Here is a 24,882-nt window from a genome sequence, read left to right on the forward strand (position 1 = left end):
CGATAGCGCAATGCAGCATCTGCAAACGCGGTCCCTCGTCCAGGGGACAGAATGGCGTACGTGACGATCCACACCAGCGACCCTTTCGCCACACCAGAGGGCGACAAGTCGGACGTACGCCGCCTGCGCGGCCGTCTCGCCGCGCCGGTGACCCTCTGGAGTTCGGCCGGCCCGGCCGGCCTCACCGTGTCGTCGATCCTGGTCGCCGACGGCGACCCGGGCCGCATTCTCGGGTTGATCGACGAGGAGGCCGACTTCTGGGCGGCCGCCGAGCGGTCGGGACGCTTCGCCGTGACCCCGCTGACCCCGGCCGACCAGCAACTGGCCGACCGTTTCGCCGGGTTGACGCCCGCGCCGGGCGGCCTCTTCGCGACCGGCGACTGGACCGAGACCGCCTATGGCCCGGTTCCGGCGCACGCCGCCACCTGGGCCGGATGCCGTCTCGAGAGCCACCGCCCCTGCGGCTGGGCGCTGCTGGTCGAGGCCGTCATCGAGACCGTCGAGGCCGGCCCCGACCCGGCTCCGCTCGTCCACTACCGCGGTCGATATCGGAAAGTCACCATTTAACGACCGACCGCTGACCCGCTCGGCGCAGCGGGAAAGCCGCTCGGCGCAACCACCGACCGGAGCCTCAGCTAGAGCATCATCTATCCATACGTTGCCGGGAAAAGTCCGCGCCCCACATACGAGGGTGGTGAATCCCGGTGACGACTGAAGTACCCGAAGTGCCCGCGTCCTCGGACGAGAGATATCGAACTACCCAGCAATCCGCCGACTTCAGCAAGCTGCGGACGACGCTCCGCAACTTCGTCTTCCCGATGACGGTGGCGTTCTTCCTCTGGTACCTGCTGTACGTGCTGCTCTCGGCGTACGCGCGAGGGTTCATGAGCGCCAAGGTGGTCGGCAACATCAACGTGGCCCTGATCTTCGGGCTGCTGCAGTTCGTCTCCACGTTCCTGATCGCCTGGTACTACTCCCGTTACGCGGCCCAGAAGATCGACCCGCTCGCCGACGCCATCAAAGCCGGACTGGACAGCAAGGCCGGCCCTGACCGAGAGGCGGCGGAGTGATGCCCAGCCACTTCCTGGCCGCCGCGGGGACCACGTCGACCTCGCGGACGCTGACCATCGTCCTGTTCCTGATCTTCGTCGCGATCACGCTGGCGATCACCATCTGGGCGAGCCGCCAGACCCGCACGGCAACCGACTTCTACGCCGGTGGCCGGCAGTTCTCCGGCTGGCAGAACGGCATGGCGATCGGCGGCGACTACATGTCGGCGGCCTCGTTCCTGGGCATCGCCGGCCTGATCGCCCTGTACGGCTACGACGGCTTCCTGTACTCGATCGGCTTCCTGGTCGCCTGGCTCGTCGCGCTGCTGCTGGTGGCCGAGTTCCTGCGTAACTCGGGCCGCTACACGATGGCCGACGTGCTGGCGTTCCGGATGCGTCAGCGCCCGGTGCGTACGGCCGCCAGCGTCTCCACGATCGTCGTGTCGATCTTCTATCTGATCGCCCAGATGGTCGGCGCCGGCGCCCTGGTCTCCCTGCTGCTCGGCATCAGCGGCGACCAGAAGTTCCTGGGCCTGACCGCCGGCGCGGCCAAGGTCTGGACGATCATCCTGGTCGGCGCGCTGATGATCGTCTACGTGGTGGTCGGCGGCATGAAGGGCACCACGTACGTCCAGATCACCAAGGCGTTCATGCTGATGATCGGCGCCTTCGTGATGACCGTGCTGGTGCTGGCGCACTACAAGTTCAACCTGTCGTCGCTGCTCGGCGACGCGGCCACCCAGTCCGGCAAGGGCGCGGCGTTCCTCGAACCGGGCCTGCGCTACGGCAAGGAGGTGGCGGGCGACGCGACGCAGACCTTCTACAACAAGATGGACCTGCTCTCGCTCGGCATCGCGCTGGTCCTCGGCACGGCCGGCCTGCCGCACATCCTGACCCGGTTCTACACGGTGCCGACCGCGCGGGTGGCCCGCAAGAGCGTGCTCTGGGCGATCGGCATCATCGGCGTCTTCTACCTGATGACCCTGGCCCTCGGCTTCGGCGCGGCGGCCCTGGTCGGCAGCAAGGCGATCACCGCGCAGGACAAGGCGGGCAACACCGCCGCACCCCAGCTGGCCCAGGAACTGGGTCACCGCTTCCTGGGCGGCGACACCGGCGGATCGATCTTCCTCGCCGTGATCGCCGCGGTCGCCTTCGCCACCATCCTGGCCGTGGTCGCCGGCCTCACGCTGGCGTCGTCGTCGAGCGTGGCGCACGACTTCTACGCCAACGTCATCCGCCGCGGCAAGGCGGCCGAGCGCGACGAGGTGAAGGTCGCCCGGTTCTCCGCCCTGGTGATCGGCGCGGTCGCGATCGCTTTGTCGATCTTCGCGCAGAACCTGAACGTGGCCTTCCTGGTCGCGCTCGCGTTCGCGGTCGCGGCGTCGGCCAACCTGCCGGCGATCATTTACAGCCTGTTCTGGCGCCGGTTCAACACCTCGGGCGCGTTGTGGTCGATCTACGGCGGCCTGATCGTCTCGGTGGTGCTGGTCTTCTTCTCGCCGGTCGTCTCCGGCACCGAGACAGCCATGTTCCCGCACCACGACTGGCAGTGGTTCCCGCTGTCCAACCCCGGCATCATCTCGATCCCGATCGGCTTCCTGTGCGGCTGGATCGGCGCGAAACTCTCGAAGGAGGATGACACCGAGAAGTACGCCGAGCTGGAGGTCCGCAGCCTGACCGGGTTCGGAGCACACTGAGCGTGACGGGGGGAGCACTATTGCCTCCCCCCTTTGTGCCGAGCCGGTGCCGATGACCGGGCAGGCTGGTCTCACGTACGTAACCTGGTGCTATGTCAGCGCCCACGTCCCCTCATGGCAACTCGTCCGGACGAGCCTCGGTCCCGCAGAGCGGCGACCGAGGCTCGAACCGTCCCTCGGGGCGGGCGGGCGTGTCCTCGGGTGATCAATACGGTGGTCCTCAGGATCCCTACCGGCCCGGCAAGGCGTACAAACCCCGGATGCGGCCCCGCTGGGGGCGCATCGCTCTGCTGGCCGGCATCGCCGTCGTGGTGATCGGCCTGATCGCCGGCATCTCGCTCTACAGCTATGCGTCGAACCTCGACGACGGGCTGAAGCGGACCGATGCGTTCTCCTCGCTCACCGGCGAACGGCCCAAGGCGCTCGTGTCGGGGGCGCAGAACATCCTGCTGCTCGGCAGCGACTCGCGTGACCCGGACACCAACGACGGCAAGGCGAACGCCTGGCGCAGCGACACCCTCATCCTCATGCACGTGCCCAAGGACCACAAGAACGCCCAGCTCATCTCGATCCCCCGCGATACGTGGGTGACCGTGCCCAAGAGCGACAGCGCCCCCTGTGACCAGGGCAGCCGTGCCAAGATCAACGCGTCGTTCGCCTTCGGCGGGCTGCCCCGGGCGGTGCACACGGTCGAGTGCCTGACCGGCGTGCGGGTCGACAACGTCGTGGCGATCGACTTCGGCGGCTTCAAGGACGTGGTCAACGCGATCGGCGGGGTCGACCTCTACGTCGACCAGACGATCACCTCGATCCACAAGCCACACCGGGTGTTCAAAAAGGGCATGATGCACATGAACGGCGACCAGGCGCTCGACTGGGTGAGGCAGCGCTACCAGTTCGCCCGCGGTGACTTCGCCCGCGAGGAGCACCAGCAGCAGTTCCTCAAGGCCCTGATGACGAAGGCGTCGAGCAGCGGCGTACTGACCAGCCCGACCAAGCTCAACAACTTCCTCAAGTCGGTCACCAAGGCGGTCACGGTCGACAAGGAATTCTCGCTGACCGACGCGGCGGTGCAGTTCCGCAGCATCCGCGCCAACGATCTGACCTTCATCACGATGCCCAACAAGGGCAGTGCGACCGTCGACGGCCAGTCGGTGGTGCTCTCCGACCGGGACAAGGCGCTGGCCCTGTTCAACGCGGTGAAGAACGACCAGATGAGTCCCTACGTCAAGAAGAGCTGACCCCGACCCTTAGGCTTGAAACCGTGTACGGACCGCAAGTACCCAACGTCACCCCAAACGACGTCCCCGCCGACGCCTACCTGCTCGACGTGCGCGAGCCCGAGGAGTGGACGACCGGCCACGCCCCGGGCGCGCACCACGTCCCGATGATGGAGATCCCGGCCCGCATGGCCGAGGTCCCGACCGATGTCGACGTGGTCGTCGTCTGCCGCTCCGGCGGCCGCTCCGGCCAGGTCGTCTCCTACCTGCTCGGCAACGGGTGGGACAACGTGCGCAACCTCGACGGCGGCATGCAGTCGTGGGCCGGCGCCGGCCGCGACATGGTCAGTGAGAACGGACAACCGGCCCGCGTCCTATGAACAGACCGCTCGTCTTCGCCCACCGAGGTGGGGCCGACGCGCTGCCCGAGCACACGCTCGGCGCGTACCTGCGGGCGATCGAGGACGGGGCGGACGGCGTCGAGTGCGACGTCCGCCTCACCCGCGACGGCCACCTGGTCTGCGTGCACGACCGGCGCCTCGACCGCACCAGCAACGGGCGCGGCCTGGTCAGCACCAAGACGCTGGCCGAACTCGACCGGCTCGACTTCGGCTCCTGGCATCCGGGCTATCTCCACGACGAGGAGCCCCTGCCCGACCTCACCCGGCTGCTCACCCTCGACCGGCTGCTGGAAGCTCTCCGTGGGTGCGGGCGGCCGGTGCGACTGCTCATCGAGACGAAGCATCCGTCACGCTACGGCGCCGAGGTCGAGCGCCGGCTGGTCGGGCTGCTGCGCCGGCACGGCCTGGCCGATCCCCGGCCCGACTCGCCGGTGCAGGTGACCGTGATGTCGTTCGCCGCGCTCGCGTTGCGCCGCATCCGGGACCAGGCGCCGGGCGTCCCGACGGTCTACCTGCTCGAAATACTGCCGCCGGGAGTCGGGCGGGGCCGCCTGCCGTTCGGCGCGCGCATCGCCGGGCCCGGCGTCGGACTGGTGCGGGGCCGCCCCGGGCTGCTGCCGGCCGTCAAGGCGGCCGGCCACCAGGCGTACGTCTGGACGGTCAACGCCGAGAGGGACCTCAAGATGGTGCTCGATCAGCAGGTCGATGGCGTGATCACCGACCGGCCGAGGTTCGTGCTCGACCATCTCGAGGCCCTGTGATGCCGGACACGGTGGTGTGATTACCGTGCAGTTCCGCGCCCAGCCACCTGCCCAAAATCCTTCCAGCGGGGGACACTCGCAAGCATGCCGGACCGCCCCGACTACGCCGCGCTGACCCGGGGTCAGATCGCGATCCTCGACCGGATCAACTCCGGCGAGGCGGGCCTGGCCGTCCTCCAGCAGGTCGTACGCCTGGCCCAGGAGATCCTCGGTGGCCTCGGCGCGGGCTTCGCCGAATACGCGCCCGGCCACGGCCGGGTGGTCGCCGCGACCGGCGCCTGCGAGCACGCGATCGGCCGGCGGGTCTCCCGCGACGACGGTCGCCGGCCGGGCCGCACCGAGCTCATCCCGCTCGACTCGGTCAACGACGAGTTCGCCCGCCAGATCGAGGGCGCCGACCTCCACCAGATGCTGGGCGCGCGCTGCGAGGCCGGCGACACGGTCTTCGGCTCGCTGCACGTCTACTTCGGCGCCGACGCCGGCGACCCGGGTCCCGAGCACCACGCCGTGCTGGAGTTGCTCGCGTCGTACGTCGGGCGCCTCTACTCGCACGACTCCGGCCTGCCGGTCTACGGCGACGCGCGGGAGGCGGCAGCGCGGACCCGCCGCCAGGAAAACCGCGACCTCTGGGTCGCGGTCACCAGCCACGAGCTGCGCACGCCGGTCACGGTTATCAAGGGGTACGCCGACACGCTCACCCACCATTGGGACTCGCTGGGCGACCCGGGGCGCAAGGAGGCCGCGCGCATCATCGGCACCCGGGCCGGCGAGCTGGCCCGGCTGGTCGACCGGCTGCTCTCGGCGGCCAGCGAGGACGGCGAGCTGGGCGTCGCGCCGGCCGGCCCGTTCGACCTGCCCGAAGCGTTGCGGGCGGCGGCCGAGGAACTGCCGGCCGACCTGCGCCGCCGGCTCGTGCTCGACAACCTCCCGGCCGAACTGCCCAGGGCGTACGGCGAGCGCGACTCGATCGCGACGATCCTGACCGAGCTGACCACCAACGCCGAGAAATATTCGCCCTCCGACACCCCGGTCGAGCTGTGCGCCGGGGCCGACGAGGAGACGCTGCGGTTCCGGGTCTCCGACCGGGGCGTCGGCATCCGGCCCGAGCACGTCGAGCGGGCCTTCGAACGCTACTGGCAGGCCGACTCCAACGGCGCCGGGCGAGCTCACCCCGGCGCCGGGCTCGGGCTTTATCTCGTACGCCGGCTGGTCGAGCGCCAGCAAGGATGGGTGTCCCTGCGGCCTCGGGAGGGTGGGGGCACGACCGCCGAGGTCCGGTTGCCCCGCGCCTGACGTCCTGCCGGGCCATGCCCTAGATCGATTCCGACACGTCCGGGTGGAGTGTCCCTTTACTGGCAGCCTCGCCTAGGCTGTCTGCCCGTGAGCAAGCGCCGGAACCCACGCCAGAACGCCGCCCCCAAGCGCGAGAAGGTGCGCGACATCTTCGTCGCCCGCCCCTTCGAGGGCCTGACCGACGAGACGGAGTGGATCGCGCTGCGCGAGCTGGTGCCGGCCGCGTCCGCGCCGCTCCTCCTCAAACCCGAGGTGATCGAGGAGTACGGCGACCGCCCGGTCACCCTCTCGACCGTGCTGCCGATGGCCTGGCCGGCGATGACCCGCCAGGACGGCCGCGTCTTCATCGGCCTGCAGCGGCACGTGCAGTCCGGTGACGTCTCCCGCGACCTGGCCGTGGCGATCCTGAGCGCGCTGCGCACCGAGCCCGGCGACACGGTGTCGGTGCCGGCGCTGCCCGGTGAGGGCCCCCGCCTGCAGGACATCCTGGCCGACGGCCCGCTCGAGATCACCATGCAGGACGGCTTCGAATACTGGCTCGACGCCGAACAGGCCGACGACCCGAACGTGAAGGCGTCGCTGGAGCGGGCCAACGCTTCGATCTACCCGACCGTGCGGTTGTCGGCGGGGCGGGCGGCGTACTGGTGCCGGGTCGCGCCCGACAAGGGCCACGTGCGCTGGGTGCTGCCGGAGGCCGAGGACCAGGCGCTCGACGCGCTGAGCCGGCTGTCCGCGGGTGGTGATCTGCTGCTCGGCGAGGGCACCAAGTTCGCCGGCATGTTCCGCGCCCATGGCCTGCTGGTGCCGGTCTGGGACATCCCGGGCGACGCGGAGGCGGCCGACTGGGAGGCGCCGCTGGCCGACTTCGCCAAGCGCTACACCGACACGCTGGCCGAGACCGGGCCGCTCGACGCCGATGCCCGGCGGGCCAAGCAGGGCCTGATCGGACGCCAGCTAACTCTGCGCTGAATTTATGGCCTCGCTTCGTTCGGCGCGCTTTGCGGCTCGTTCTGAGGTGTGTAGCGGGACTCGATCTACGGGGCAGCTCATGCATCGGGGGCCGCCTCGGCCGCTGCCCAGTTCGGAGCCGCTGATGCGAACCACCTCGATGCCGGCCCGTTCCAGCTGGGCGTTGGTTTCGACGTTGCGCTCGTAGGCGACGCAGAGGCGCGGGGCGATGGCGAGGGTGTTGTTGCCGTCGTCCCACTGCTCGCGCTCGGCGGTCACCGGGTCGAGGCCGGTGTCGATGATGCGCAGCCGGTCGATGCCCATCGCCTCCGCCGCCGCGTCGAGGAACGGCCGCGGACCGGTCGCCTCGGGGTGGCCGTCCGGGCCCGGCACCACGGTGAACGCCTGCAGCGCGTGGGCGATGTTCGGGTACATCACCACCGCGTCGACGTCGACCATCGTGCAGACGGTGTCGAGATGCATGGTCGCCCGCTCCTGTGCGATCGGCACGGCCAGGATGGTGTGCGCCGACCCCGCCTCGAAGACCCGGCGGGCCAGCCGCTCGGCGCCGGCCGGGGTCGTACGCTCGCCGACGCCGATCGCCATCACGTCCGGGCCGAGCAGCAGCACGTCGCCGCCCTCGAGGTGCTCGAGGTTGGGGTCGAAGAGCACGCCCGTGCCGGCGAACCGGGGGTGGTAGCGGTAGATCGCGTTGGTGAGCGTGGTCTCGCGCCGCCGGGCCGGCATGGCCAGGCTGGTGACCGCCACCCGGTCGTGCACCCAGACCGACGAGTCGCGGGTGAAGAGCAGGTTGGGCAGCGGATCGATCACGAAGTCGTGGTGGTGCATCATCTCGTAGACCAGGCCGCCCGGGTTGGGCTTGAGCTCCTCGTGGGCGAGGCCACCGGTCAGGATCTCGGCCAGCCGCAGCTCGTCCTGGTCGCTGAGGAAGTCGGCGACCTTGCTCCGGAGTGTCTCGCCGAGCCGGCGGTCCTCCAGCACCCCGAAGATCACCTCTTCCCGGGCCTCGGGCACGGCCAGCGTCTCGGCCAACAGTTCCGCGAGATAGATCACTTCCACGCCGCGGGAGCGGAGCGCCTCGGCGAACGCGTCGTGCTCCTCCTGGGCCCGGCCGACCCACGGGATGCCGTCGAAGAGCAGCGAATCGTTGTTCCGAGGGGTGAGTCGAGCCAGCTCAGGCCCCGGTCGATGAAGCATGACGGTGCGCAGGCGGCTGACTTCACTGTCGACGTAATGCCCCACAGCCCGACCGTAGTCCACCGGTCGATCTTCCGATACTCGGCGCGGTCGCCCGATGACGTTCTGACTAGATCATGAGACATCGGTGCGCCGGAGCGAAGGTGAGGCTAACTTGGTTCTTGAACTGGCCGATCGGGGAGAGCAGAAAGTTCGAGATGCGCCATACGCAAGAAGTCGTGGTGCGTGAATGTGGCATTCATCCCCACTCACTCCCCTTTCTTTCCCCTACCGTGACTTGCTTCTGTATGGGGTCGAGCACGTACGGTAGTGGAAAGAGAGCCCAAGGACCTTTTGCCGGAGGTCGAAAGTGACTGTCTTCTCAGCACGCCCTGCCGCTCTGCCCGCCCCAAGCAAGGCCCTACAAGCCCCCGATCGCCGCACCGAGCTCATGCCGGTCCCCTCGGAGCCGCCTCGCGTCACCGCCGCCGACTGGATGCGCCGTCGCCGCGCCGACCGGGACGCCCGCCGTCTCGAGGCCGCGGGCAACCGCGCGCTGACCCGGCTCGACCGACTCGGACCCAACTGGCACATCGTGGACTGGCCGCGCGCCGAGTCCTCGACCTACGCCGAACCCGACCCGGCCGACGACCGCGCCGGCTTCCTCGCCATCGGCCCCGGCGGTGTCTACGCCGTGACCGTGGCCGACCACGGCCGCGCCCGCGTCCTCATCGCCGGTGACGTCGTGCAGATCAACGGGAAGCGCCCGGCGTACGTGGCCGAGGCGCGCCGGGAAGCCCGGCGGGCGGGCAAGGCCCTCTCCGCCGCGGTCGGACTGAGCGTGCCGGTCACCCCGGTCCTCACCTTCGTCGGGTCGGGCGTGATCAGCGTCCACGGCCTGCCCAAGGAGGTCCTGGTCGCCACCGACAAGGAACTTGACAGGCTGTTGATCGCCGGTGGCGCGCGCATCTCGCCGGCTACCGCGAGCAAACTCTCAGCCGTGGCGAACAACCCCGCGACCTGGGCCAACGCCCCCTATCGCCCGGCCGGCGACTATCGCTGGTACGGCGACGGACAAACGGCCGCTGACAAGCGCCCAGCTCGCCGGTAACGTTCCTTTGAGCGCGGCCTTCGGGTGAGCCGCGGTCCTCGCACCGAGAGACCGCGGCACCTCCGGGGCTGCTCGAAGGAGCGAGGAGGAGCGAGTGGCGCACGTCGAGCTCTCACTCTCGGGAGCGTTCGTGCCGCAGGCGCGGACACCGGTCGAGGCCGAGTTCCTGAGCAGTGTCGAGCGGTGGACGTCCACGGTGATGGCCGCAGCCGAACCCTGTCTGATCATCAACAATGAGGGCACGATCGCCGCCCTGTCGCCCGCCTGCAGCGAGCTGCTCGGCCTGGACAAGCCGGCCGAGGCGATCGGTCAGCAGTTCACCGCGCAGATCTCCCTGATCGACTTCACGGCCAACGCGGGTGCTCTGGAAGACCCCGACGCCGGCAACATTCCGCCGCTGCTGGCCGTCAAGAGCGGTCGGCTGGCCCGCGGTCTCATGCGGGTCGTGCCCGGGCCGGGCGCGGCGCCCCTGATCGTCGACGCCATCTCCACGCCGCTGCTCGACGGAGAGCAGCGGGTGCTGGGCGCATTGACGTTCTTCTCAGCCGTTCGCTATTGAGCGTTGTGGCGCTCGCCGCACTCCGCGGGGATTATGCGAAACGCGTCGGAAACGTAGTCTGCCCTCATGCTTGATCTCGACCTGCTGCCGGAGGAGTACGCGGTGTGCCGGCTGCCGGCCGGATCGCCGCTGCCCGCCACGCTGACCCGGGGGCCGGACGACAAGAGCGTGATCTCCCTGAGCTGGGACCCCGACGAATTGTCGATCATCTGCCCGAGCGACCGGGTGCCCGAGGACGCGATCGCCGACACTGCCTGGCGCTGCCTGCGCGTGGTCGGCCCGCTCGATCTGGCGCTGACCGGTGTGCTGGCGTCGCTGATCGGCCCGCTGGCCGACGCCCGGGTCAACATCGTGACGTTCTCGACCTACACGACCGACTACCTCCTGGTGCCGGCCGTGCGACTGCGCGAGGCGGTGGCCACACTGGTGGCGGCCGGGCACCGCATCGCCTCCTGACGGGTTTTCAGGCGGCGGGCCTACCATGTGCCCGTGTTCCCCCGCACACGACTCACGCCGCTTCTGAGCGTGGCTCTGCTCGCCGGCGGCGTACCGCTGCTGCTCGCCGCCTGTGGCGAGCCGCCACAGCCGTTGCCCACCTCCCCACCCATCTCCGACCTGCCCAGCGCGCAGCCGTCCGGCGGCCTGCCGTCGGCGGCCCTCCCCACCGGCGCGCCGCAACCGACCGGCCTCGCGCCGACCCCGGCCTATCCGCCCGGCGGCTATCCGGGAGCCGGCGGTTATCCGGGCGTCGGGGGTTATCCGGGCGCTGGGGGTTATCCGGGCGCTGGGGGTTATCCGGGCGCCGGCGGCTACACCCCGCCGGTAGCCACCACGACCACCCGGGCGGCGACAACGAACTCGCCCACCCCGACCCCGTCGCACGCCGCCCACTGCGCCGGCACCACTCAGCCGTCCGCCGCGCAGATGCTCACGCTGGTCAAGGGCAAGAAGGGCATCCCGAAGGAGACGCTCAAGGTCTTCGACGGGCCCTATTGCGCCGACGACTGGTCGTTCGCCCTGGTCGGGATCGCGAGCAAGGCCCAGAACAAGCAGGATCCGCTGTTCGTGGTCGCGGTCGGGCCGGGCAGCGCTCTCCAGCTGGTCACGGCCGGCTCGGACGTGTGCAACGACCCGGTGCAGAAGGACGCCCCGGCCGGCATCCGGGTCATGGCCTGTGGCTTCTGAGCGGTCTGACTAGACTTTGCGGATGCCCGGCACGCCACCCACCCGATTCGTCTACCTCGGCCCGGAAGGCACGTTCACCGAGGCCGCGCTTCGGACGATCCCGGCCGCCGAGCACGGCCTGCGGGTCCCGGCCCGCAGCGTGCCCGAGGCGCTCGAGGCGGTGCGCGCCGGCGACGCCGAGGCCGCGCTGGTCCCGCTGGAAAACTCGGTCGGCGGCGCCGTGCCGGTCACGCTCGACGAGCTGGCCACCGGCAGCACGCTGATGATCACCCGCGAGGTGGTACTGCCGGTCGAGTTCGTGCTGGCCGCCCGCGAGCTCACCCCGCTGTCCCGCATCCGCTCGGTGGCCGCGCACCCCCAGGCCTCGGCCCAGTGCCGCAACTGGCTGCTGGCCCACCTGCCCGACGCGACCGTGGTCGACATGCTCTCCAACGCGGCCGCCGCGATCAGCGCGGCCGCGGGCGAGCACGACGCGGCCCTCTGCGCGCCGATCGGGGTGCCACGCCACGGCTTGACCGTGCTGGCGGAAAAGGTCGCCGATCACGCCGACGCGGTCACCCGCTTCGCGCTGCTGACCCGGCCGGGCCCGCCGGGCCCGCCGACCGGCGACGATGTCACCTCACTCGCCGTCTCGATTCCGCACGACGAGGCGGGCACGCTGGTCGCGGTGCTGACCGAGCTTTCCGTACGCGGCATCAACCTGTCCCGCATCGAGTCGCGCCCGACCGGCGAGCAGCTCGGGACGTACGTCTTCTTCCTGGACTGCTCCGGACATGTCGCCGAACCGCGGCTCGGCGAGGCCCTTCAGGGCCTTCGCCGGATCTGCGCCGAGGTCCGCTTCCTCGGCAGTTACCCGCGGCACCGGCTGACCCGGGAGGCACCGGTGGCCTCGCCGAAGGGATTGTCCGACACGGACTTCGCCGACTCGGCCGCCTGGTTGGCGCGGATCCGAGCCGGCGAGACGATCTGACCCTCAGTTTCCGAGTAGGTTGCCGAGGATGCCGCCGCTCTGCTGCTGACCGTGCGCGGCGCCGGCCAGGCCATGCGTCGTCTCCTCGGACGGCTGCACGACGACGAAACCCTGCCCGGCGAAGCTCATCGTGAACCGCTCGCCGGTGGTGCGGCCGATCAGCGTGCCCAGGCCCAGCTGCTCGGCCCGGTGGAAGCCGGTCTGCAGGTTGGCCGACCAGCAGATCGCGGCCTGCGGGTCGACGTAGGTCGGCTGGTCGACCGAGAGCACGACCGGGGTGCCCTTGGTGGTGACCGCGATGCGGCCGTACCCGGTGAAGACGCAGTTGAACAGGCCGGCGTTGGACATCATGCCCGCGCCGCCGCTGGTCATGCGGACGTCGTACTGAAGAGTCGAGTCGAAGGCGAGCACGTTGGCGCCGTTGATCGACAGCGCGTCGCCCTGCTCCAGGTCGATCAGGTGGATGTCGGCGGCGCGCTCGGCGAGGAAGACGTCCCCCTGTCCACGGACCCGCATCAGCGGAACGCCCTCGCCGGTCAGCTTCTGCTTGAGGAACTTGCCGATCCCGCCGGAGCCGAGCGCCTCGAACTGGACCTGACCCTGGTAAGCCACCATCGAGCCCTGCCGGGCCATGAAATCGCCGTTGAGCTCGGCCTTGAGCAGCTTGGAGTTCTGGAGTCGCAGACCGGGCTGGTCCGACTCCTTCTCGAGGTTGTCCTTCGAGAAAAGCTCGCTGCGCATGCACAACCTCCTGTGACGTGTTTCGAACCAGAGTAGGAGGTCAGGCCCAGCCCAGTTCGTGCAGCCGGTTGTCGTCGATGCCGAAGTGGTGGGCGATCTCGTGCACCACGGTGATCGCGACCTCGTCGACGACGTCGGTCTCGGTGTTGCAGACCTTCAGGGTCGGCAGTCGGAAGATGGTGATGCGGTCGGGCAGCGTGCCGGAGTAGTCCCAGCCGCGGTCGGTCAGCGCGGTGCCCTCGTAGACGCCGAGCAGGTCGTCGCCACCGCCCGGTGGCGAGTCTTCCACCAGGAACACCACGTTGTTCATGAGAGAAAGCAGCTCGACCGGCACCTCGTCGAGAGCCTCACCGACCAGTTCCTCGAAGCGCTCACTGCTCATCTCCACCGGCACCGACTCATTGTGCGCCAAACGTGCCGATGCGAGCGCACCGGCACGTTTGGCGGGTCGTTCAGGAAGCCAGCGTTGCCGTAAGGACGATGTCGGCACCCGGAGAGACCAGCTTGGAGACCGGGCAGTTCGCCTTGGCGTCCTCGGCGATCTTCTGGAACGTGCCCTCGTCGACCCCGGGCACGTTGCCCGTGGTGTCGAGCTCGATGCGGGTGATCGCGAAGCCGGCGTCGGTCTTCTCGAGCTTGACCCGGGCGATCGTGTCGACCGAGGTGGGCACGAAGCCGGCCTGGGACAGCGCGTTCGCGAAGGCCATCGAGAAACAGCCGGCGTGCGCGGCGCCGATGAGCTCCTCGGGGTTGGTTCCCTCACCCTCCTCGAAGCGCGACTTGAAGGAGTAGTTGCCCTGAAGACCACCCCTGCCGGTCTTCATCCAGCCGGAACCCTCGGCGAGGTTCCCTTCCCAGCGAGCAGTAGCAGTGTTGATAGGCATGACGGAAACGCTAGTGCATCGCGACGTCGCTGGTCGGCCGACCGGGCACGGGCCATCATGGGTGCCATGCCCGTGCCGCACCAGCCTCCCGTGATCGAGTTCGGCTCGCTGCCGGCTGTCCCACGGCGCCGCAGCCTGAGCGGGTTCGGACGCGAACTGCTCGCCGACCGGCGCCTGATCCCGATCGGGGCGGTGCTCGCCGCGGTGGCCGCCTTCGCGTCGCTGATCTCGGAGTGGCAGGTCACCACGGTCGACGCGGCCGCCCTGGGCAACGGCGAGCTAGGCGACAAGGTGCTGCCGACCGACCTGGCCGACCTCGGTGCGTTCGGCGGCGCCTACCTGACCGGGCTGTTCCTGCTCGTGGCGGCCATGGTCCTGACCCTCCTCGGGCCGGCACCCGGACGGCGCTACGCGCGGCTGGCCGGGCTCGGCATCGGCGGGGCGGTGCTCGGCGTGCTGCTCTCCCTCACCTCGCTGCTCGGCGACCAGAGCCGCCTCTTCTCCCGGCTCTACACGCTCGAGCTCAACAGCAACCAGCTCAAGGTGGCGTACGGGCGTGGGCTGTGGTGTGCGCTGATCGCCGTGGTGCTGGCGGTGGCCGCGCTCTATCTGGCCGGGCGGTCCTCGTCGGCCCCCGACGCCGATGCCGACGAGGCGACCGTCTGGTCGTGGCGCCGGCCGGACGACGAGGACGATCCGGAAGACACCGAGGAGCCCTTCGACCTGACCGTCACCTCGACCACGCCGTTCACCTCGGGGGCCGCCGGCCACGACCGGCCCGCCGGATAACGGACGACGGGGATATCCGGGTGATGACCGGACCGGGTCGCCGGTAGGCTCGGCAATCGTGATTGACCTGCGTCTGCTACGCGAAGACCCCGAGCTGATCCGCGCCAGCCAGCGACTGCGCGGCGAGTCCACCGAGGTGGTCGACTCCCTGTTGCGCGCCGACGAGCAGCGCCGGGCGGCCACGCAGCGGTTCGAGTCGGTGCGGGCGGAGCAGAAATCCCTCAGCAAGCAGGTGCCCAAAGCATCCGGCGACGAGCGGGTCGCGCTGCTCGCGCGTACGAAAGAACTGTCGGCCGAGGTCAAGGTGGCCGAGGCCGAGGCGGGCGCGGCCGACGAGGCCCTTCGCGCGGCCCATCTCGCGGTGCCCAACGTCGTGCAGGACGGCGTGCCGCCAGGCGGCGAGGACGACTTCGTCGTGCTGCGCGAGGTCGGCGACCGGCCGGCGATCGACAACCCGAAGGACCACCTCGAGATCGGCGAGGCGCTGCGGGCGATCGACATGGAGCGCGGGGCCAAGGTGTCGGGCGCGCGGTTCTACTTCCTGACCGGGGTCGGGGCGCTGCTCCAGCTCGGGCTGCTGCAGATGGCGATCGCCCAGGCGGCGGAGTACGGCTTCACCCCGTCGATCACCCCGTCGCTGGTCAAGCCCGAGTCGATGGAGGGCACCGGCTTCCTCGGCGCGCACGCCAGCGAGGTCTACCGGCTCGAGGCCGACGACCTCTACCTGGTCGGCACGTCGGAGGTGGCGCTCGCCGCGTACCACGCGAACGAGATCCTCGATCTCGAGGCCGGGCCCGAGCGCTTCGCCGGCTGGTCGTCGTGCTACCGGCGCGAGGCCGGGTCGTACGGCAAGGACGTCCGCGGCATCCTGCGGGTGCACCAGTTCGACAAGGTCGAGATGTTCTCGTTCTGCCGGCCCGAGCAGGCGGTCGACGAGCACCTCAAGCTCCTGGCGATGGAAGAGGAGATGCTGGCCAAGGTCGAAATCCCATACCGGGTGATCGATGTGGCCGGCGGCGATCTCGGCTCGAGCGCGTCGCGGAAGTTCGACTGCGAGGCCTGGGTGCCGTCGCAGGGCCGCTACCGCGAGGTCACCTCGACCTCCAACTGCACGACGTTCCAGGCCCGGCGGCTCAACATCCGCTACCGCGACGAGGACGGCAAGCCGCAGACCGCGGCCACGCTCAACGGCACGCTCGCGACCACCCGGTGGCTGATTCCGATCCTGGAAAACCACCAGCAGCCGGACGGCTCGGTGCGGGTGCCGAAGGCCCTCCAGCCCTACCTCGGCGGTCGTGATCTTCTTGAACCCCAGCGCTAACTGCTAATACACCGTCCGGCTACCAGAAGTCATAGCCGCTGGTAGCCGGATAGGTGTAACTTTTCCCTTCCGCCCTCCGCGGGGGTCGTTCCACCTCGGAGGCACCATGACCAAGCCTGGACTCCCCAAGCTCGTCGCGACAGATCTCGATGGCACGCTCGTACGCAGCGACGACACGGTGTCCGCGTACACCCATGAGGTTCTCGACCGGGTCCGGGCGGCCGGCATCCGCATCGTCGGCGCCACCGGGCGCGGCCCCCGCCTCACGTCGCTGATCCGCCAGGACATCCGCGCGGCGGACTTCCTCGTGATGGCCCAGGGCGGCTGGGTGCTCGACCAGGCCGAATCGGCCTACCTCCGCCAGTCGTGGCTCTCCGGCGCCGACCTCGTGCCGGTCCTGGCCGCGCTCGAGGCCGAGGTCGGCCGGCTGTCGGTCATGATCGAAGCGCTCGAGCACGACGACGCGCCACTCTGGGGCGACTTCGACCCGACCTGGCGCTACCCGGTCACGGTCCTGCCACGGACGCGCGCCGAGTGCCTCTCCGGCAACGTGATCAAGGCGTTCGTGCGGTCGTTCGGGCACCACGTCGACGACCTGCTCGAGGTGGCCCGCCGGGTGGTTCCCGAGCACGTGGCATCGGTCACCCAGGCCGGCCTCGACTACGTCGAGATCTGCCCGCCGGGCGTGAACAAGGCGACCGGCCTGTCGGTGGTCGCCGAGGCGGTCGGCGTCGACCCGGCCGATGTGCTGGTCTTCGGTGACATGCCCAACGACCTGCCGATGTTCGGCTGGGCCGGCTGGAGCCGGGTGGCGGTCGCCAACGCGCACCCGGTGCTGCTCGAGGTGGCCGACGAGGTGACGCTGACCAACGACGAGGACGGCGTGGCGGTCTACCTCGACAAGTTACTGTCCAGGTGATGCGTTTTAACCTTGTAGCAAGCGACATCGACGGCACCCTCATCCACAGCGACGGCACCCTCAGCCCGCGTACGGTCGAAGCCCTTGCCGCACTGCCGGTGCCGTTCGTCCTGGTGACCGGCCGACCGGTTCGCTGGCTGCAGCAGCTCTACAACCAGATGTCCTCACCCGTGCCGGCCGTCTGCGCCAACGGCGCCGTCATCTACGACCCCGTCCACGACGAGATCCTGCTGGCCAACCCGCTCTCGACCGACCTGCTGCTCGACGTGAGCAAAAGGCTGCGCGAGGCGGTGCCGGACGTCGCCCTGGCGGTCGAAGTCGAGGACGGGCGCGCCTTCCGGTACGAGGAGACCTGGCCCGTACGCTGGGAAAACGTACCCCATCAGGTGCGGCTGCTGTCCACCCCGGAGGAGCTGACCTCGGTGCCGGCGGTGAAGCTGCTCGCCCGCTCGACGACCCACGAGGCGGACGCCTTCTACGAGCTGGTCAGCCGCACACTGGGCGAAGTGGTCGAGACGACGCACTCGTCAAGCAGCGCGCTCGTCGAAATCTCCGCGCCGGCGGTCACCAAGGCGGCCGGGCTGGCCTGGCTCTGCGAACGGGAGGGCATCGACGCCTCCGAAGTGCTCGCCTTCGGCGACATGCCCAACGACATCCCGCTGCTGGCCTGGGCCGGCCACGGCGTCGCCATGGGCAACGCGCACCCGGCCGCCCGCGCGGTGGCCGACGAGGTGACCCGCACGAACGACGAGGACGGGGTCGCGCTCTATCTGACTGAAGAGTTCGGTCTCTGAATCCCTACAGATATTGGCCGGTGCGGCCGTCCGGGCCGCCCTGCGGAGCGGGGGCGCCGGGCATGCCGGGCAGGATGCCGCCGGCGCCCATCGGCAGCGCCGGCCGGCCACCGCCGCCGCGCATCTGCTCGAGCTGAAGGCGGGCGGCCATCTGCTGGGCGACCAGCGCGGCCTGGATGCCGTGGAAGAGGCCCTCGAGCCAGCCCACCAGCTGAGCCTGGGCGATGCGCAGCTCGGCCTCGCTGGGCGGGGTTTCACCCTCGAACGGCAGCGACAGCCGCTCGAGCTCCTCGCGCAGCTCGGGGGCGAGGCCATCCTCCAGCTCGATGATCGAGCGATGGTGAATCTCGCGCAGCCGGTTGCGGCTGGCCTCGTCGAGCGGCGCCGCCCGCACCTCCTCCAGCAGCTGCTTGATCATGCTGCCGATGCGCATGACCTTGGCCGGCTGCTCGATCAGGTTGCCGGGCTCCTCCGGGTTGACCGTGCCGTCGGCGTCGATCGTCCCCATCGGGCGGCCGTCCGGGCCGACCACGATGACGGAGCCGTCTTCCTGCTTCTGCTCGGTGCGGGTCTCGTCGGTCATGCGTCTATCTTCCCGCACCGGCTCCAGGCATTCGTTTGCGGCCATGCCGCCTTCAGTGCCTCAGCTCCGCGACGGCACATTTGACGCTGCCGCCACCACGCTTGAGCTCGGTCAACTCGACGTGTACGGGCAGGTAGCCGGCCTCCCGCACCTTGTCGCCCATCGCGACCGCCTCGGTGTTGAGAATCACGTGCCGACCGTCGCTGACCAGGTTGAGCCCGAACGCCTCCGCGTCCGCCCGGTCGGCAAGCACGGCGTCGGGGAACAGCTGCGCAAGGACCTGCTGCGAGGCGGGCGAGAAGGCACCCGGGTAGTACGCGATGTGACGGTCGTCGAGCGCGGCCAGGGCGGTGTCGAGGTGATAAAACGCGGGGTCGACGAGGTGGAGCGAGAGCACCGGACGGCCGAGCACCTCCTGGGCCTCGGCGTGGGCCGCCGGGTCGGTGCGGAAGCCGTAGCCGGCCAGCACCAGACCGCCGTACGCCTCGGGGAGGTACGCGAAGTCGCCCTCACCCTCGTTGACCTGCTCGCCGATCGTCAGACTCCAGCCAGCCGTACGGTAAAAGCCCTGGTGAGCGACGGCCTCGGCCGACCTCTGGGGGTACTTGAAACGGGCGCCGTAGACCCGGCCGTCGACCGAGAACGCGCCGTTGGCCGCGTAGACCATGTCGGGCAGGCCGGCGACCGGCTCGAGGACGTGGATGGTGTGGCCGAGATCGTCGAGCGTGGTGCGCAGCAGGTCCCACTGCTTGAGGGCGAGCGCCGCGTCAACCGCGATCGTGGTGTCCATCCACGGGTTGATCGCGTATTCCACCGTGTAGTGCTCAGGCGGACACATGAGATATGTCCGATTACGGGGGATACGCTCCGGGTAGCTCATGGGGTAAAGCGTAGGTAGCCTTGGACGGTCGAAACAGCCGGAAATCTTGCTCGTTGGAGGCGAATCGTTGCAGATGGACGTCGTAGACCAGCGAATCATTGCGTTGCTGGTGTCGGACGCACGGGCGTCCTACGCCGAGATCGGCGCAAAGGTCTCGCTGTCCGCCCCCGCAGTCAAAAGACGCGTCGACCGGCTCCGGTCGAGCGGGGTCATCAAGGGATTCACCACCGTCATCGAACCGGCCGCCCTGGGCTGGACAACCGAAGCGTTCGTCGAACTGTTCTGCACCGGGCGCACCACACCGGCGCAGATCACCGTCGCGACCCGGCGGCACCCCGAAGTGGTCGGCGCCTACACCGTGTCCGGCGAGGCGGACGCGCTCGTGCACCTGCGGGCAGCCGACATCGGCCACCTCGAACAGGCGCTGGAAAAACTGCGGGCCGAGCCGTTCGTGACCTCGACCCGGAGCATGGTCGTGCTGTCCCGCTTGGTGGAAACCCCCACGCCGATGCCGCTATAGGTACATCCCCGTGCGGTGGTCGTCGCCGCTCTCCTTGTCCTTCGACGTCGGCTTGTCACCCTCGCCGAAGAACCGCTTCCCGCCGAACTCGCCGTGCAACCGGTCGTCGAGCTCGTCGGCCAGACCGGTCATCACTTGCACGGCCAGCATGAGGTGGGTGGCCTGGAAGTTACGCCCGAAGACCGGGATCGACGCCCACACCGTGTCCTGAGCGCAGTAAAGGCGGCCGATCGGCATGCGGTTCGTCAGCTCGGACAGCTTCATGTACAGCTGCTCGGTCGGCTCGACCTCGGTCAGGATCGGCGAGAAGACGTCGACCAGCGGCGGATTGTCCCGCACCCGGACGAACACCATGGCCGAGCCGGCCCGGATGCCGATGTCACCGTCGTTGTCGACCTGAAGCTGGTCGATCGTGGTCTTCGACATCGTGGCGACGACCGTACGCACCCGCTCGTCGAGCGGAACCACCTCGTCGGCCGCCGACGCCAAAGCCTCGGTCAGCTCGCCGTTCTCGTCAAGATCTTCCAAGTTGAGCCCGGCATCGAGGGTCGGCTCGTGCCGCGCGGTGGCCAGCGGCGCCACCTCGATCGGCTCGTCCTCGTCGTCGTGCACGAAATAGACCAGAAAAGCGGGGTGCGGGGCGCCGTAGACATCGCGCAGGGTGCGCGTGATGACGGTGGCGAGCTGTTTGGCCTTGTCGGCCGACGACCGCACACCGAACGAGTCACCCGAGCCGGGCAGCACGCCGGGCGGCGACCAGCCGAGCGCGACCAGGGAGGCCACGGTGGCCCGATCCATCCGGTAGCCCTCGGGCAGCTCGGCGTTGCCGACGGCCAGGGCCTCGACCACGCCGTCGGGCAGCGCCCGGATGCTCACCGAGTAGACCGCCATGCCGGTGCCGGAGGCGGTCGGATCGAGCGTCAGATCGATGTGCGTCCCCGGACCGGCCTCGGCCAGCACGGACGCCAACGCCCCCGCGAACTCCTGCCAAGCCTCGGTCACCTTGGCCCGCAAATCGGCCGTGGTGGGCTCGTCGAGCAGAACTCCCTCGCTCGACTCACCCGCGGCACTTCCTGCCGTCATGGATCGTCACCTCCGTTCCCGTCACCCTATCGAGCGACGCCAGGCCCCCTCGTCCGCCTTCTCAGGCGGTGGGCGGGCGCTCTCACGAGATGGGCTCCGTGTCGCCGTCCCGCTCGGCGTCTTCCGCCGCGGGCCCAGCGTCTGTCCGCTCGGCGTCTTGCAGTGCGGGCCGGACGTCGTTTCGCCCGGCGTCTTGCACTGCGGGCCGGACGTCGTTTCGCCCGGCGTCATGCTGCGCCGGCCCGGCGTCGTTTCGCCCGGCGTCTTGCTGCGCCGGGTCGGCGTGGGGCTTGGGCCAGCTCAGCGCCAAGGCGCTGAGCCTCGCGGCCACGTCGGACGGATCCGCTCCGCGGCCGACGGCCACGCCCATCAGGTACGCCGAGACCGGCGCGCCCGGACGGATCACCTGATGTGCCACGTCGCGGGCCACGTCAAGGACCGCCTTCGCCTTGACGTCGCCGGGCTCCAGGCCGAGCTCCGTGCAGGCGGCCGCGATCCAGGCGTCGAGCTCGTTCACCGGGCCCATTCCTCGGCCGTGCGCAGATCGTCGTCGGTGTCGCAGTCGAACCACGGCGGCGGTCCGGGGCGGCGCCACGAGACCTCGGCGACCCGCAGGTATTCCATCAGCTCGCGTACCGACGCACCGTGCAGGTCACCACGCTCCGCGGCCAGTCGTTCGACGGCGCCGCGCAGAGCAGTCGTACGCCAGACGCCGCAAAGCATCTGCCGCCGGCCCTCGGCGTCGCGATAGACCGCACCCTGCATCGGGGCCGACTCGACGGTCAGGCGCAGCACGTCGATCGCCTCGCCGGTCAGCAGCGGAAGGTCGGCGGCGAGCAGAGCCGTGTAAGTGATGCCGTCGGGCACCAGGGCCAACCCGGCCGAGGTCGCCGCGACCGGACCGCCGCCGGGCGGTTCCTCACGCGTCGAATGGACCTGCACCGGAAGATCGGGCGGCACCCGGCCGACCACGATGCGGGGGTCAGCATCGTGCACGGCGGCGAGCACGCGGGTGAGCATCGACTGCCCACCAACCGGGAGGGTCGGCTTGTCCGCTCCACCCATTCGCCGCGCCGCACCACCGGCCAGCACCACCGCCGCAAATCCCCCCACGTACGTACCGTATCCCGGACGCGTGTCGAGCGTGACCGCGCGCTCACTTACCTGTTGCGGATCACTCACTGTTTCCCCGTTCTGTTCCGCTCCTCTTTCGCGGATACGCTCGGGACATGGCGCGGACGATGACGCGGCGACCAGTCGTGAAGATTGACCTTGATGGTTCCGGCGAGCCGCGGCGACGGCCCGACGATCTCGCGGCCGAGGAGCCCCTGGAGATCCGTGTACGCAAGCAGCCGCTGGCGGTCACGATGCGAACGCCGGGGCACGACATCGACCTGGCCATGGGCTTCCTGCTGACCGAGGGCATCATCGGCACGGCCGGCGACGTGGTGACCGCCCAGCTGTGCGCGGGCACCGACACCCCCAACACCTACAACGTGGTCGACATCGCGCTCGGCGCCGAAGTGCCGCCGCCGGTGACCGACCCGAGCCGCAACTTCTACACGACGAGTTCGTGCGGCGTCTGCGGCAAGGCCAGCATCGACGCCGTACGGGTCCGCTCGCGCTTCTCCGTCGCCGACGATCCGCTCTCCGTGCCGGCGCGCACCCTGTCGCTGCTGCCCGAGCGGCTGCGCGCGGCCCAGCGGACCTTCGCCCGCACCGGCGGCCTGCACGCCGCCGGCCTCTTCACGGCCGACGGCGAGTTGGTCGTGCTGCGAGAAGACGTGGGGCGGCACAACGCGGTCGACAAGGTCATCGGGTGGGCGCTGCGCGAGGGCCGGTTGCCGCTGACCGGTCACATCCTGCTCGTGTCGGGGCGGGCAAGCTTCGAGCTGACCCAGAAGGCGTGGATGGCCGGCCTGCCGCTGCTGGCCGCGGTGTCGGCACCGAGCACCCTCGCCGCCGAACTGGCCGACGAGGCCGGGATGACCCTGGTCGGCTTCCTCCGCGGCCCGAGCATGAACGTCTACACCGCAACCCACCGCGTCACCGTCTGACAACAGCACCTCGGTCCTCCTCCACCGGCCGGCTCGCCGTCTCATCGAGCCCGCCGGCGCAGGACTCCACGAAGACGACGCTTCCGTCGAGGCGGGCGGCCGGGTTCTGGGTTGGACGGGCGGCCCGCGCTCGGAGCGGCCGACCCCTCGCTTCCGGCCGCCGAATGCTTCTCGCCCGGCTCCCTACGGTGTAAATCGTCTGGCTCACCCCGGCCGGGCCGGCTCGCTTCCTCACGGCCTGGCCCGCCCGCCTCCTCACTGCCCGATCCAGCTGGCTTCACGCGGCCCGACCTGCCGGGCTCGGCGCGGCCCGACCTGCGGGGCTCGGCGCTGCTGCGGTCGTCCGGGTCTTCGCGGCGGAGGAAGACGGCCATGCGGGGTGGGGAGTCGAGGGCGGACATGGCGTGGGGGCCGATGCCCATGCTCAACACCTCGTCCAGCAAGCATCCGATGCTGGGGCTCGACGTGCAGGGCGCGGTCGACGGCTACTCGGGCCAGCGCACCCTGCCCCGCCCGCCACGCCACATAACTGAGGACACAACCCGATGCGGGGACGTACCTCGGTTCGACGCGGCGCAGCACGTCTGTCCACAGGGCCAGGCGCCACTCCTCGTCGCCCAGGCGGCCCAGGGTGTATTCCTGCACGTCCGGCTCGAGCAGGAGGACGCCCAGCCAGGCAACCTCGTCGTCGGTCAGGGCGCGGCCGGAGCGATATCGCTTCTCGGCCTCACGGACGGCCAGCCGGCCGGCTCGGCGGATCGACCGCGCGCTGTGCTCCTCGTCGGCGAGCAGGTCGTCGAGTGCTGAGCGGGCGCGTTCGGTCGCGGCGGCCATCGACGTGCGGGCGTGGCCGTCGACCGGGGCGACCAGAGCGACCAGGGCTTGGCGGCTGGGCAGCGCGACCTGGCCCCGATAGGTCGCTTCGGCGGCGATCAGGCTGGTCGCGGTGTTGAACGGCGTGCCCTCGGACGGGCAGCAACCGGAGTCCGAGCAGAAGTAGGACCACCAGCGACCCTCATGCACGCGGAGCGCCTCCAACACGCGTACGCGGAAAGCGTCGAAAACCGCCAAGGCCCGCCGGACCACGGGGTCGGCCGTCGCGGGCGGGCCGTAGGCCAGCACGGCGACGCAGCGGGCCTGCTGGGCCGAGATGACCGCGCCCAGCTGCACGACGTCGTCGCTGTCGAGCGGTGGCAGGTCATAACGTGCGGCGAAGAGGACGCGGTTGCCGCTGAGGCCGAGCACGACCAGGCTGTCGGTGGGGTGGAAGCCGATCACGTAGGGAGCGGCGTCGACCAGGTCGGCGGCGTTGCGGACGGCGATGGTGGTGTCATGCGTCATGCCCAGCAGCTTGGCCGGTGGGCGCAGGCGGTCGAGTGCCAAAGCCGGCCGCTGTGGATAACTCCTACGAACGGAACTGAAGCTCGTGCAGTTCGAGGCCTTCGCGCTGCCATTCGTGCTGGTGACGGTCGAGATCGAGGGTGAGCTCGATCGACGAGACGACGTCGTAGCCGGCCGCGTGCAGGCTGCGGATGGCCTCGATGTTGCGGGACGACGGTGAGATGGTCAGCGCGGTCATGTTGCGCTTCTTGGCCTCGGCGGCGACGTGGCGCAGCAGCCGGCGGCCGACGCCTTTGTGCCGGTGGGAGGTGGTGACGACGACCGGTTCGACCTCGCCCGCCCGGTCCCGCATGATCAGGCCGACCAGCCCGATGACGCCGTCGTCGGCATGGTCGGCGACCCAGAGGCCGGACAGATCGAGCCTGGTCAGGTACTCCTCGAAGCCCTCACCGCCGTCCTCCGCGGGCTCGCCGTACATCTCGTTGTGCTCGTTGGTGAGCTCCGACCACAGGCGACGGCCGGCGGAGTGGTCACTCGGACGGTACGAACGCACTGTGACAGGGGTCATGCCGACATTTT

General features: G+C 69.9%; 29 protein-coding genes and 1 pseudogene. 19 read left to right on the plus strand and 11 right to left on the minus strand.

What is annotated here, in order from left to right:
* Positions 1 to 66: 66 nt before the first annotated feature.
* From ACIA5C_RS34105 to ACIA5C_RS34140, 8 genes and pseudogenes are all read left to right on the plus strand, one after another.
* Positions 67 to 567 (plus strand): annotated as a pseudogene (locus tag ACIA5C_RS34105) (flavin reductase family protein); the annotation flags it as partial.
* Positions 568 to 704: 137 nt separating this feature from the next.
* A complete protein-coding gene (locus ACIA5C_RS34110) occupies positions 705 to 1,070 on the plus strand; it encodes a DUF485 domain-containing protein (protein ID WP_396062415.1) in 366 nt (121 codons plus the stop codon).
* Positions 1,070 to 2,746, plus strand: a complete 1,677-nt coding sequence (locus ACIA5C_RS34115) for a cation acetate symporter (RefSeq protein ID WP_396062417.1) — start codon at positions 1,070 to 1,072, stop codon at positions 2,744 to 2,746. Before ACIA5C_RS34110 ends, ACIA5C_RS34115 begins: the two co-directional genes overlap by 1 nt.
* Before the next feature lie 92 nt (positions 2,747 to 2,838).
* Entirely contained in the window at positions 2,839 to 3,987 is a 1,149-nt protein-coding gene (locus ACIA5C_RS34120; RefSeq protein ID WP_396062419.1) for an LCP family protein, read from the plus strand.
* A gap of 23 nt (positions 3,988 to 4,010) precedes the next feature.
* Positions 4,011 to 4,346 carry a rhodanese-like domain-containing protein gene (locus tag ACIA5C_RS34125; RefSeq protein ID WP_396062421.1) on the plus strand — a complete coding sequence of 112 codons (336 nt, stop codon included), beginning with the start codon at positions 4,011 to 4,013 and terminating at the stop codon, positions 4,344 to 4,346.
* Positions 4,343 to 5,128 (plus strand): glycerophosphodiester phosphodiesterase, encoded by a 786-nt coding sequence (locus ACIA5C_RS34130; protein WP_396062423.1) that lies wholly within the window; start codon positions 4,343 to 4,345, stop codon positions 5,126 to 5,128. The genes ACIA5C_RS34125 and ACIA5C_RS34130 overlap by 4 nt, the downstream gene beginning before the upstream one ends.
* A gap of 84 nt (positions 5,129 to 5,212) precedes the next feature.
* Positions 5,213 to 6,421 (plus strand): sensor histidine kinase, encoded by a 1,209-nt coding sequence (locus tag ACIA5C_RS34135; protein WP_396062425.1) that lies wholly within the window; start codon positions 5,213 to 5,215, stop codon positions 6,419 to 6,421.
* Between the two features lie 87 nt (positions 6,422 to 6,508).
* The gene (locus tag ACIA5C_RS34140; RefSeq protein ID WP_396062427.1) at positions 6,509 to 7,390 is read left to right on the plus strand and encodes a DUF5926 family protein; all 882 of its coding nucleotides are present in this window, start codon (positions 6,509 to 6,511) and stop codon (positions 7,388 to 7,390) included.
* Here the strand turns inward: ACIA5C_RS34140 and ACIA5C_RS34145 are convergent.
* Complete coding sequence (locus ACIA5C_RS34145; RefSeq protein WP_396062429.1) at positions 7,376 to 8,632, minus strand: arginine deiminase; 1,257 nt, start codon at positions 8,630 to 8,632, stop codon at positions 7,376 to 7,378. The two genes, ACIA5C_RS34140 and ACIA5C_RS34145, sit on opposite strands and share 15 nt — an antisense overlap.
* 304 nt (positions 8,633 to 8,936) lie before the next feature.
* Between ACIA5C_RS34145 and ACIA5C_RS34150 the strand changes: the two genes are divergently transcribed.
* The 5 genes from ACIA5C_RS34150 to pheA all read left to right on the plus strand — a co-directional run bounded on the left by ACIA5C_RS34150 (position 8,937) and on the right by pheA (position 12,391).
* On the plus strand, positions 8,937 to 9,677 hold the full coding sequence (locus ACIA5C_RS34150; protein ID WP_396062431.1) for a hypothetical protein: 741 nt from the start codon (positions 8,937 to 8,939) through the stop codon (positions 9,675 to 9,677).
* A gap of 94 nt (positions 9,678 to 9,771) precedes the next feature.
* Positions 9,772 to 10,236: a hypothetical protein gene (locus ACIA5C_RS34155; RefSeq protein ID WP_396062433.1), complete on the plus strand. Its 465-nt coding sequence runs from the start codon at positions 9,772 to 9,774 to the stop codon at positions 10,234 to 10,236.
* A 66-nt stretch (positions 10,237 to 10,302) separates the two neighbouring features.
* The gene (locus ACIA5C_RS34160) at positions 10,303 to 10,692 is read left to right on the plus strand and encodes an ACT domain-containing protein (protein WP_396062435.1); all 390 of its coding nucleotides are present in this window, start codon (positions 10,303 to 10,305) and stop codon (positions 10,690 to 10,692) included.
* A 33-nt stretch (positions 10,693 to 10,725) separates the two neighbouring features.
* Positions 10,726 to 11,421: a hypothetical protein gene (locus tag ACIA5C_RS34165; protein WP_396062437.1), complete on the plus strand. Its 696-nt coding sequence runs from the start codon at positions 10,726 to 10,728 to the stop codon at positions 11,419 to 11,421.
* 22 nt (positions 11,422 to 11,443) lie between these two features.
* Positions 11,444 to 12,391 (plus strand): prephenate dehydratase, encoded by a 948-nt coding sequence (gene pheA, locus ACIA5C_RS34170; RefSeq protein WP_396062439.1) that lies wholly within the window; start codon positions 11,444 to 11,446, stop codon positions 12,389 to 12,391.
* Positions 12,392 to 12,394: 3 nt separating this feature from the next.
* On the opposite strand, the gene ACIA5C_RS34175 is transcribed toward pheA, so the two are convergent.
* From ACIA5C_RS34175 to ACIA5C_RS34185, 3 genes are all read right to left on the minus strand, one after another.
* Positions 12,395 to 13,132, minus strand: coding sequence for an AIM24 family protein (locus ACIA5C_RS34175; RefSeq protein WP_396062441.1), 738 nt, complete (start codon positions 13,130 to 13,132; stop codon positions 12,395 to 12,397).
* A gap of 40 nt (positions 13,133 to 13,172) precedes the next feature.
* A complete protein-coding gene (locus ACIA5C_RS34180; RefSeq protein ID WP_396062896.1) occupies positions 13,173 to 13,520 on the minus strand; it encodes a metallopeptidase family protein in 348 nt (115 codons plus the stop codon).
* 64 nt (positions 13,521 to 13,584) lie between these two features.
* Entirely contained in the window at positions 13,585 to 14,016 is a 432-nt protein-coding gene (locus tag ACIA5C_RS34185) for an OsmC family protein (RefSeq protein ID WP_396062443.1), read from the minus strand.
* A gap of 66 nt (positions 14,017 to 14,082) precedes the next feature.
* Between ACIA5C_RS34185 and ACIA5C_RS34190 the strand changes: the two genes are divergently transcribed.
* The 4 genes from ACIA5C_RS34190 to ACIA5C_RS34205 all read left to right on the plus strand — a co-directional run bounded on the left by ACIA5C_RS34190 (position 14,083) and on the right by ACIA5C_RS34205 (position 17,839).
* Complete coding sequence (locus ACIA5C_RS34190; protein ID WP_396062445.1) at positions 14,083 to 14,805, plus strand: hypothetical protein; 723 nt, start codon at positions 14,083 to 14,085, stop codon at positions 14,803 to 14,805.
* Between the two features lie 58 nt (positions 14,806 to 14,863).
* Positions 14,864 to 16,126, plus strand: a complete 1,263-nt coding sequence (serS, locus tag ACIA5C_RS34195; protein ID WP_396062447.1) for a serine--tRNA ligase — start codon at positions 14,864 to 14,866, stop codon at positions 16,124 to 16,126.
* 106 nt (positions 16,127 to 16,232) lie between these two features.
* The gene (locus tag ACIA5C_RS34200; RefSeq protein ID WP_396062449.1) at positions 16,233 to 17,045 is read left to right on the plus strand and encodes an HAD family hydrolase; all 813 of its coding nucleotides are present in this window, start codon (positions 16,233 to 16,235) and stop codon (positions 17,043 to 17,045) included.
* The gene (locus ACIA5C_RS34205) at positions 17,045 to 17,839 is read left to right on the plus strand and encodes a Cof-type HAD-IIB family hydrolase (RefSeq protein WP_396062451.1); all 795 of its coding nucleotides are present in this window, start codon (positions 17,045 to 17,047) and stop codon (positions 17,837 to 17,839) included. The genes ACIA5C_RS34200 and ACIA5C_RS34205 overlap by 1 nt, the downstream gene beginning before the upstream one ends.
* A gap of 4 nt (positions 17,840 to 17,843) precedes the next feature.
* On the opposite strand, the gene ACIA5C_RS34210 is transcribed toward ACIA5C_RS34205, so the two are convergent.
* Both ACIA5C_RS34210 and ddaH read right to left on the minus strand, forming a co-directional pair.
* Complete coding sequence (locus tag ACIA5C_RS34210; protein WP_396062453.1) at positions 17,844 to 18,422, minus strand: bacterial proteasome activator family protein; 579 nt, start codon at positions 18,420 to 18,422, stop codon at positions 17,844 to 17,846.
* Positions 18,423 to 18,474: 52 nt separating this feature from the next.
* Entirely contained in the window at positions 18,475 to 19,302 is an 828-nt protein-coding gene (ddaH, locus tag ACIA5C_RS34215) for a dimethylargininase (protein WP_396062455.1), read from the minus strand.
* 67 nt (positions 19,303 to 19,369) lie between these two features.
* Between ddaH and ACIA5C_RS34220 the strand changes: the two genes are divergently transcribed.
* Complete coding sequence (locus tag ACIA5C_RS34220) at positions 19,370 to 19,822, plus strand: Lrp/AsnC family transcriptional regulator (RefSeq protein WP_396062457.1); 453 nt, start codon at positions 19,370 to 19,372, stop codon at positions 19,820 to 19,822.
* On the opposite strand, the gene ACIA5C_RS34225 is transcribed toward ACIA5C_RS34220, so the two are convergent.
* The 3 genes from ACIA5C_RS34225 to ACIA5C_RS34235 all read right to left on the minus strand — a co-directional run bounded on the left by ACIA5C_RS34225 (position 19,817) and on the right by ACIA5C_RS34235 (position 22,018).
* Positions 19,817 to 20,905, minus strand: a complete 1,089-nt coding sequence (locus ACIA5C_RS34225; RefSeq protein ID WP_396062459.1) for a T3SS (YopN, CesT) and YbjN peptide-binding chaperone 1 — start codon at positions 20,903 to 20,905, stop codon at positions 19,817 to 19,819. The two genes, ACIA5C_RS34220 and ACIA5C_RS34225, sit on opposite strands and share 6 nt — an antisense overlap.
* Positions 20,906 to 20,987: 82 nt before the next feature.
* Positions 20,988 to 21,422 carry a DUF6457 domain-containing protein gene (locus tag ACIA5C_RS34230; RefSeq protein ID WP_396062461.1) on the minus strand — a complete coding sequence of 145 codons (435 nt, stop codon included), beginning with the start codon at positions 21,420 to 21,422 and terminating at the stop codon, positions 20,988 to 20,990.
* Positions 21,419 to 22,018 (minus strand): molybdenum cofactor guanylyltransferase, encoded by a 600-nt coding sequence (locus tag ACIA5C_RS34235; protein WP_396062463.1) that lies wholly within the window; start codon positions 22,016 to 22,018, stop codon positions 21,419 to 21,421. The genes ACIA5C_RS34230 and ACIA5C_RS34235 overlap by 4 nt, the downstream gene beginning before the upstream one ends.
* Before the next feature lie 116 nt (positions 22,019 to 22,134).
* On the opposite strand from ACIA5C_RS34235, the gene fdhD reads away from it, so the two are divergent.
* Positions 22,135 to 22,962 (plus strand): formate dehydrogenase accessory sulfurtransferase FdhD, encoded by an 828-nt coding sequence (fdhD, locus tag ACIA5C_RS34240; RefSeq protein WP_396062465.1) that lies wholly within the window; start codon positions 22,135 to 22,137, stop codon positions 22,960 to 22,962.
* Positions 22,963 to 23,217: 255 nt separating this feature from the next.
* Here the strand turns inward: fdhD and ACIA5C_RS34245 are convergent, their stop codons facing one another.
* Complete coding sequence (locus ACIA5C_RS34245; RefSeq protein ID WP_396062467.1) at positions 23,218 to 24,303, minus strand: DUF4192 domain-containing protein; 1,086 nt, start codon at positions 24,301 to 24,303, stop codon at positions 23,218 to 23,220.
* A gap of 64 nt (positions 24,304 to 24,367) precedes the next feature.
* A complete protein-coding gene (locus tag ACIA5C_RS34250) occupies positions 24,368 to 24,871 on the minus strand; it encodes a GNAT family N-acetyltransferase (protein ID WP_396062469.1) in 504 nt (167 codons plus the stop codon).
* Positions 24,872 to 24,882: the final 11 nt, after the last annotated feature.

This window comes from Actinoplanes sp. NPDC051343 (assembly GCF_044455125.1).
GTDB lineage: Bacteria > Actinomycetota > Actinomycetes > Mycobacteriales > Micromonosporaceae > Actinoplanes.

Coding starts and splice junctions, on each gene's coding strand:
- ACIA5C_RS34115 (WP_396062417.1), top strand. CDS start 1,070: ATGCCCAGCCACTTCCTGGCCGCCGCGGGGACCACGTCGACCTCGCGG.
- ACIA5C_RS34120 (WP_396062419.1), top strand. CDS start 2,839: ATGTCAGCGCCCACGTCCCCTCATGGCAACTCGTCCGGACGAGCCTCG.
- ACIA5C_RS34130 (WP_396062423.1), top strand. CDS start 4,343: ATGAACAGACCGCTCGTCTTCGCCCACCGAGGTGGGGCCGACGCGCTG.
- ACIA5C_RS34135 (WP_396062425.1), top strand. CDS start 5,213: ATGCCGGACCGCCCCGACTACGCCGCGCTGACCCGGGGTCAGATCGCG.
- ACIA5C_RS34160 (WP_396062435.1), top strand. CDS start 10,303: ATGCTTGATCTCGACCTGCTGCCGGAGGAGTACGCGGTGTGCCGGCTG.
- pheA (WP_396062439.1), top strand. CDS start 11,444: ATGCCCGGCACGCCACCCACCCGATTCGTCTACCTCGGCCCGGAAGGC.
- ACIA5C_RS34175 (WP_396062441.1), bottom strand. CDS start 13,132: ATGCGCAGCGAGCTTTTCTCGAAGGACAACCTCGAGAAGGAGTCGGAC.
- ACIA5C_RS34185 (WP_396062443.1), bottom strand. CDS start 14,016: ATGCCTATCAACACTGCTACTGCTCGCTGGGAAGGGAACCTCGCCGAG.
- ACIA5C_RS34190 (WP_396062445.1), top strand. CDS start 14,083: ATGCCCGTGCCGCACCAGCCTCCCGTGATCGAGTTCGGCTCGCTGCCG.
- ACIA5C_RS34200 (WP_396062449.1), top strand. CDS start 16,233: ATGACCAAGCCTGGACTCCCCAAGCTCGTCGCGACAGATCTCGATGGC.
- ACIA5C_RS34205 (WP_396062451.1), top strand. CDS start 17,045: ATGCGTTTTAACCTTGTAGCAAGCGACATCGACGGCACCCTCATCCAC.
- ACIA5C_RS34210 (WP_396062453.1), bottom strand. CDS start 18,422: ATGACCGACGAGACCCGCACCGAGCAGAAGCAGGAAGACGGCTCCGTC.
- ddaH (WP_396062455.1), bottom strand. CDS start 19,302: ATGAGCTACCCGGAGCGTATCCCCCGTAATCGGACATATCTCATGTGT.
- ACIA5C_RS34225 (WP_396062459.1), bottom strand. CDS start 20,905: ATGACGGCAGGAAGTGCCGCGGGTGAGTCGAGCGAGGGAGTTCTGCTC.
- fdhD (WP_396062465.1), top strand. CDS start 22,135: ATGGCGCGGACGATGACGCGGCGACCAGTCGTGAAGATTGACCTTGAT.
- ACIA5C_RS34245 (WP_396062467.1), bottom strand. CDS start 24,303: ATGACGCATGACACCACCATCGCCGTCCGCAACGCCGCCGACCTGGTC.
- ACIA5C_RS34250 (WP_396062469.1), bottom strand. CDS start 24,871: ATGACCCCTGTCACAGTGCGTTCGTACCGTCCGAGTGACCACTCCGCC.